Genomic DNA, 6691 nt, shown 5'->3' with positions numbered 1-6691 from the left:
GCCTGGCGGGCCTCGCCTGAGGCGTGATCGAGCCGGGAACCGGGATTCACTCGATTTGACGGAAGGCCCACAATCGAGCGCCACAAGGATGAGTCAAAATCTCCACCGCGCATCACTTAACGCCACTTTCCGACGAATACCCCGGCGGGAAACCGCTCGAACGGGTTAGAACCAACCGGACGTGCGACGACCGTACCGCCCAGTGAGTGGTCGACGTGTCCACACTGGAGGATCAAGACCGGCGGGTGCTCTAGTGCGTTTGGACTACCCAGTCGTCCCACTAGGACCGCGAATCGTTAACCCTACCGAGACACAAGGGTCTTAGTGAGACATGGGTAGGTCTTAGGACACTCAGGACAGACCTCGTCCGCGAGCCATCGCAGCCAAGCGCGAGCGCTCAGCCCGGCCGGGCGGCGCCACCCGACCCCAGACTGGACCCCCTCCCGCCTCCAGCGAGGAAACCTCCGACGACCAGCGTGTTTGCGATAGCTAATGGCTATGTGCGGGCGCGCGCCCGCCGTGGCTAGCGTCGACCGGGGCCGGATCTTGGGGATCGGCCCTCGAGGGAGGAGAACCATGCGGGTACTGGTCACCGGGGCGACGGGGAACGTCGGGCGGCACGTGGTCGACGGGCTGGTGGCGGCCGGGGTCGAGGTCCGGGCGCTGACGAGGCGGCCCGCCGAGGCGGCGTTCGCGGACGGTGTCGAGGTGGTCGGCGGGGACTTGGAGACACCCGACCCCGCGGTGTTCGCCGGTGTCGACCGGCTTTACCTATTCACGGCAGGCAAGACAGCCACGGTGCTCGAGCACGCGAAGCACGCCGGGGCCACCCGGGTCGTGCTGTTGTCCTCGATGTCAGTGGGGTTCGACGATGAGCAAGTTGGCGAGTCGCACCGGGTAGCCGAAGAGGCCGTGGCTGACTCCGGTTTGGAGTGGACACATCTCCGGCCTGGCATGTTCGCGACGAACTTGCTGGAGTGGGCTACCTCGATCCGAACCGACGGGGTGGTCCGGGAGCCGTACGGGGCGGCGGCGCAGACCGCCATCCACGAGGTCGACATCGCCGAGGTGGCGGTCGCCGCGCTGCTCACCGACAAGCACGTTGGCCAGGTGTTGGCGCTGACGAGCGCGGAGGTGCTGACCAAGGTCGAACAGGCGGAGGCGATCGGCGCGGCGATCGGCAAGCCGGTCAGGTTCGAGGAGCTCTCGCCGGAGCAGTGGAAGGCGGAGGTGTCGGACGAGGTGCCTGGCTGGGTGGCTGACTGGCTGTTGGGCATCTGGGCTGGAGCAGCCGACGTCCCGGAGACACCGCTGTCCACGGTCGCCGATGTGCTCGGCAGGCCCGCCCGGACACTGAAGGAGTGGGCGACCGACCACGCTGCCGACTTCCGGTAGTCAGGCGATGGTGCAGACGATGAGGAAGGCCGTAGTGGCTGCCTCGGCGTTCGCACCGAAGACATCGCCGGTGACCCCGCCGAGGCGGCGGTGGAGGTGGCGGGTCAGCAAGACCACCACCATCGCCGCCACGGCGACAGCGGCCGGGCCGAGCAGTGGGTTCCCGGGGACCACGAACACCCCTGCGACGCACAGCACGAATGCCCACACGACCGGCACAGCGATGGGCTGTGTCCCGGCGACCAGCGCGCCGAACCCATCAGGGCGAGCTGCGGGCACGCCCTGGCGGCAGCACCAAGAGAACGCGGCACGGCCCACTACTAGAGCCAGAACAACAGCAGGTAGTCGCTCAGACGCACTAAGTGTTGCGAGCGCGGCGGCTTGAACCCCGATGACGATGACTAGAGCCACAGCTGCGAAGGCACCAACACCGCCCTCTTTCATGACAGCGAGTGCGCGCTCAGGCGGGCCGTAGCAGCCAAGGCCATCCGCGGTGTCCGCCAAACCGTCGAGGTGCATGCCTCGGGTCGCCAACGCCAGAGCGCCGACAGCCAGTAAGCCCGCGATAAGCGATGGCAGACCGATCTCGCGCAGGCAGAACAAGAGTCCGGCGGTGATGGCGCCCAGCACAAGTCCGACGACGGGCGCAGTGGCGATGGCCCACCGGCGGACGTCCTGGTCGGTTCGTTGAGCGGGCACCGGTAGGACTGTGAGCCAGTGGAAGGACAACCGCAGGCCGTACGCGGCGGCAGCCGCCTGCCCGGACATCAGCGCAACCGCAGCGGGATACCGGCGACGAGGAGGAGCACCTCGTCGCACTGTTCGGCGAGGTCGGCGTTGAGCGCGCCCAACTCGTCGCGGAACAGGCGTCCCGCGCTGGTCGACGGGACGACGCCGAGGCCGACCTCGGCGGAGACCAGCACCAAGCGAGCCCGGCAAGCGGCGACCGCGGCGACCAGTTCGGCCCGCGCGGCCCGTGGGCAGGCAGCCCGGTCCCACCCGGTGTCGTCAAGGGCGCCGGTGAGCCAGGTGGCGATGTCGTCGACCAGCACCGGCGGGCTGTGCGGGTGGGTCTCGCGCAGGTGGTTGGCGAGGTCGGCGGTGCCGGGGACCTCGACGGTGCGCCAGTGGGCCGGGCGCCGGGCGACGTGCTCGGCGATGCGCGCGGACCACTCGGTGTCACCGGGGTCGCGGCGCGCGGTGGCCAGGTAGTCGACGGGGGTGTCGCCGCGCAGCAGCCCCTCGGCGTGGGCGGACTTGCCGGACCGGGTCCCGCCGAGCACCAGCGTCCGGCGGGGCTGGGTCTCCATGCCGCCATCCTGTCATCCGCCGCCCGCCTGCCCGAACACCGCCGGTTAGGGTCTGGGCATGGACACGAGGCGGGTCGAGATCATCGGGATCGGGGCGGGTGACCCCGGCCACGTGACGGTCGCCGCGGTGGCCGCGTTGAACCGGGCCGACGTGTTCTTCTTCCTGGACAAGCCGGACGCCGCTCGGGAGTTGTCGGACCTGCGGCAGGCCATCCTGGACGCACACGTGCCGGGTGGTGGCTACCGGCTCGCCCGGGTGCCGGATCCCCAGCGGCTGCGCACAGAGGCGGGCTACGGCGAGGCCGTCGAGGATTGGCGCAAGCGGCGTGCCGACGTGTGTGAGCGGCTGATCGCGGAGAACTTGGCGCTTGGGGAGACCGGAGCGTTCCTGGTGTGGGGTGACCCGTCGCTCTACGACAGCATCATCTCCGTCGTGGAAGACATCCGCGCGCGGGGAAGCATCGAGTTCGAGATCGAGGTACACGCGGGGATCAGCAGCGTTTCCGCGCTCGCTGCCCGCTGTCACACCACGCTCAACCAGGTTGGTGGGGCGGTGCAGGTGACTACCGGGCGCCGGTTGGAGCAAGCGTGGCCGGACGGGGTCGATGATGTCGTGGTGATGCTCGACGCGCGGGACGCGTACCTGGCGTACGCGGACGACGCGGACGTTCACATCCACTGGGGCGCTTATGTGGGAACGGCTGACGAGATCATCGTGTCCGGGCCGCTGACAGAGGTCGCCGAGCAGATCCGCCAGACCCGTGAGCAGGCCCGGAAGGACAAGGGCTGGATCATGGACACCTACCTGCTGCGCCGCAGGAAGTCCTCAGTGGACTAGTTGGGCGCGGTGCCGCAACGTGTCGAAGTGGTGTGAGTACTGCTTGGCGTAAGCCCAGTAAGCCTGCATGGCGAACTCGGTCACTGCCGCCATATGTTCGACCACTGGTCCCTCGCGCCGGTAGGCCAAGATGTGGCGCATCTCGACAGGGCTGCCCGTCAGGGGACGGACTACGACCCCGTCGCCACCTCTATAGACGGCTTGGCATGCGGTCACCGCGCGGTTGCCTGCCACGAGATCGCGGATGGACTCGGTGCTCGGTGAGGTGTACCGGACACGAGGCGTGAACCCGGCGTGCTCGCAAACGACGTGGAAGCAGTCAGGCCAGCCTGCGCCGTCGGATGGCGTCATCACCCACGTGCGGTTCGCCAGCTCCGGTAGCGCTATCTCGTCGCGGCAAGCCAAGGGGTCGGATGCCGCGAGCGCCACGAAGATGGGTTCGTGGGCGATGGTGACGCATTCGATGTCGGCCGTGGATGAGAGCTCGTGGCCCGGGTAGTCGACGGTGGCCACGACGTCGAGCCTGCCTGCGGCGATCAGGTCCCACAGCAGCCTGGGCGAGTACTCCATGGTCAGGCGGACCTCCACGCCGGTGAGGCTCTCGACCATCCGTTCGGCGAGCCCGACCGACACCGAGCCGACAGCGCCACCGAGGGCGATCACCGGTGCCGTCGCGTCGAAGTAGCGCGCGGCGCCGTCGTGGAGATCGGCGACGCTGTGCAGGATCGATCGCGATCGCGACAGCACGAACTGCCCGACAACGGTCGGCACGACACCGCGGGGGCCGCGGGCGAACAGCGCGGCACCGATCTCGGTTTCGACGCGGCGGAGCCGGGCGGTGAGCGCGGGTTGCGACAGCCCTAACACGGTGGCGGCCTTGGTGAGGCTGCCCGTCTCGGCGATGACGCAGATCGTCCGCAGATGGCGCAGCTCCAGTTCCATCTACCGAGCCTAGGACTGGCGCACCTTGGCGTTCAACAGATTCAGCGCACCTATAAACCGGGGTTATGCAAGCTGTGATTACCCGGGTGCTCCGCGTGCGGGCGATAGTGGGCGGGCTCTTGCGCACGTCCCTGCGCTTCCCTGCCTGAAACGGAGCATCATGCGCACGAAATCCCTGCTCGCCGCGGCAGCGGCGGCCGGTGTCGCCGCCGCCGTCGTGGTCGCGGTGCAGCCCGCGGCCACCGCGGCTCCCCCACCGGCGCCCGCGGCCGCCAACACGGTCGTCAAGGAGGTCTTCTCCCCCGACGGCAAGATCACCCGGGCCCGGGTGGCGGCGCCGGTCGCCACCGCCGCCCCGCTCGCCGCGGTGGCCGCCGACGTCGTCACCATCCAGAACGCGGGCCCGTCCAGCTCGAAGTTCGACCTCGTCTTCGTCGGCGACGGCTACACCGCCGCGCAGCTGCCGACCTACCACCAGCACGTGCTCAACCGCTGGAACGAGCTGACCCAGGTCGAGCCGTTCAAGTCGATGAAGAACTCGTTCAACGTGTGGCAGGTCAACGTGGTGTCCACGCAGTCCGGTGTGGACAACGACCCGAGCAAGGGGGTCAGCCGCAGCACCGCGCTGGACATGTACTTCTGGTGCGGGGACATGGAACGGCTGCTGTGCGTCAACGAGACCAAGGCCAAGCAGTACGCCGCCTTGGCGCCCGGCGCGGACCAGGTCCTCGCGGTGGCCAACAGCACAAAGTACGGCGGTGCGGGCGGCGGTGTCGCGACCTCCTCGGGCGGCAACGCGCAGTCCGGCCAGATCGCGACGCACGAGCTCGGGCATTCCATCGGCGGGCTCGCCGACGAGTACGACTACCCCAACGACCTCTACACGGGTTCGGAACCGCGTGAGGTCAACGTCTCCATCTACCCGAGTTCGTCGATGACGCGCTACCGCGTCAAGTGGTACTCCTACATCGGCAAGGCTTCCCCCGACGGCGGTGTCATCGGTACCTACCAGGGCGGCTACTACTACAAGCGCGGGGTGTACCGGCCAACGGAGAACTCACTCATGCGCAGCTTGGGACGGCCGTTCAACCTGATCGGGTTGGATGTCATGAAGGCCGCTATCGCGCGTAAGGCTCCTGCCCGCTAAGAGCTGTCGGTCGCGGGCTCACTGCATCAGCCCGCGACCGGCACCGCGGCTCGTCTTACTCCCATTCCCATCTGATCCCGTGAACGCCGGGTGGGGCATCCGGGATCGCTATGTGGGTGGTCATGCTGGGGCCTAGTGGCAGTTCGCCGTCGATGGATGAAAGCCCTGCTGGGCTCTTGTAGTAGCGGTAGCACCGGACGGGGACCTGTGCGGGGTCGAACGAGACTTGAAGGACCAGTTGGCGCGCGGGGGTGCGCAAGCCGTACTGGGAGTAGTCGGTAGCGGGTGGCGGGCCTTCGTAGCCGATGTCGAAGGAGTAGACGTAAGTCTCGCCGGACCTGAGGGGGTAGTCGAAGCGGAGTTCGACGGCGAGCAGTTCGCTGTCGGGGTCGGTGCGCGCCCGGGCGGGGCGGCAGCACCGTGTTCCGACGACAGTGGGCTGGTGCCCTTCGCCGTCTTGGGGGTGGAAGAAGCTGACCCAGCGGTCGACGCCGTTGACCCGGGCGGTGGCGACGATCTCGGTGCGAACCAAGCGCTCAGTGCGGTCGGGGCCGATATGGACGTGCTGGTGCAGCGACATCAGGCTCAACCGGTTGTTGCCGACTAGGTCTATACCGTCGCAAGACTCTATGGCTGCCGGGGAGAGGTCCAGCGCGTTGGCAAGACCGGCGGCGGTGTCCTCAGGGGAGCGTGGCCGGACGGGGGTGAGCAACCGCTCTAAGGCGGCGCGAGGCAGACCCAAGCTGTCTTCTAGTGCGCGCACAGCACGCAATGAGCGGTCACCATCCGGGCGGCGGCCACCACGGCGCCAGTAGCTGAGGGTCGCCTGGCTGACGGTGGCGCCGCGCAGGGCGACCCGGCGCTGGACGGCCTCCAGGCTCAAGCCGCGGCGGCGGATGGCGAGGTCGAGCGCGCGGTCGAACGGTCCGGCGCGCAGCGCGGCGGCCAACTCGGCCGACAGGTGCTCCCCGTCGTCGGTGATCGACGCGGCCATCGTCACGGTGCGCTCCTCGGTGCTGGTGTCCGCACAGCATGAGCGCACCGCGGTTGCCCGCTCAA

Annotated in this window: 7 protein-coding genes; 3 read left to right on the top strand and 4 right to left on the bottom strand. The window is 68.5% G+C overall.

The features are described 5' to 3' along the window. The first annotated feature begins 576 nt into the window (after positions 1 to 576). The gene (locus tag LV75_RS33775; protein ID WP_253891607.1) at positions 577 to 1395 is read left to right on the top strand and encodes an NAD(P)H-binding protein; all 819 of its coding nucleotides are present in this window, start codon (positions 577 to 579) and stop codon (positions 1393 to 1395) included. Here LV75_RS33775 and cobS read toward each other — a convergent pair whose 3' ends face one another. Together cobS and cobU are read right to left on the bottom strand one after the other, a co-directional pair. Further along, positions 1396 to 2163 (bottom strand): adenosylcobinamide-GDP ribazoletransferase, encoded by a 768-nt coding sequence (gene cobS, locus LV75_RS33770; RefSeq protein WP_253891606.1) that lies wholly within the window; start codon positions 2161 to 2163, stop codon positions 1396 to 1398. Next, entirely contained in the window at positions 2163 to 2705 is a 543-nt protein-coding gene (gene cobU, locus LV75_RS33765) for a bifunctional adenosylcobinamide kinase/adenosylcobinamide-phosphate guanylyltransferase (RefSeq protein WP_253891605.1), read from the bottom strand. The genes cobS and cobU overlap by 1 nt, the downstream gene beginning before the upstream one ends. Before the next feature lie 58 nt (positions 2706 to 2763). Here cobU and cobF point away from each other — a divergent pair, with 58 nt between their 5' ends. Next, positions 2764 to 3543, top strand: a complete 780-nt coding sequence (cobF, locus tag LV75_RS33760; RefSeq protein ID WP_253891604.1) for a precorrin-6A synthase (deacetylating) — start codon at positions 2764 to 2766, stop codon at positions 3541 to 3543. Here the strand turns inward: cobF and LV75_RS33755 are convergent. Beyond that, on the bottom strand, positions 3532 to 4485 hold the full coding sequence (locus tag LV75_RS33755; protein WP_253891603.1) for a LysR family transcriptional regulator: 954 nt from the start codon (positions 4483 to 4485) through the stop codon (positions 3532 to 3534). The genes cobF and LV75_RS33755 overlap by 12 nt on opposite strands. A 160-nt stretch (positions 4486 to 4645) precedes the next feature. On the opposite strand from LV75_RS33755, the gene LV75_RS33750 reads away from it, so the two are divergent. After that, positions 4646 to 5632: a M64 family metallopeptidase gene (locus tag LV75_RS33750; protein WP_253891602.1), complete on the top strand. Its 987-nt coding sequence runs from the start codon at positions 4646 to 4648 to the stop codon at positions 5630 to 5632. Positions 5633 to 5687: 55 nt separating this feature from the next. On the opposite strand, the gene LV75_RS33745 is transcribed toward LV75_RS33750, so the two are convergent. After that, complete coding sequence (locus LV75_RS33745; RefSeq protein WP_253891601.1) at positions 5688 to 6632, bottom strand: helix-turn-helix domain-containing protein; 945 nt, start codon at positions 6630 to 6632, stop codon at positions 5688 to 5690. Between the last annotated feature and the right edge of the window lie 59 nt (positions 6633 to 6691).

It is taken from the genome of Actinokineospora diospyrosa (assembly GCF_024171925.1).
Classification (GTDB): domain Bacteria; phylum Actinomycetota; class Actinomycetes; order Mycobacteriales; family Pseudonocardiaceae; genus Actinokineospora; species Actinokineospora diospyrosa.
Note: the sequence above shows the minus strand (reverse complement) of the source record. Positions and strands in the feature narration are given on the sequence as shown.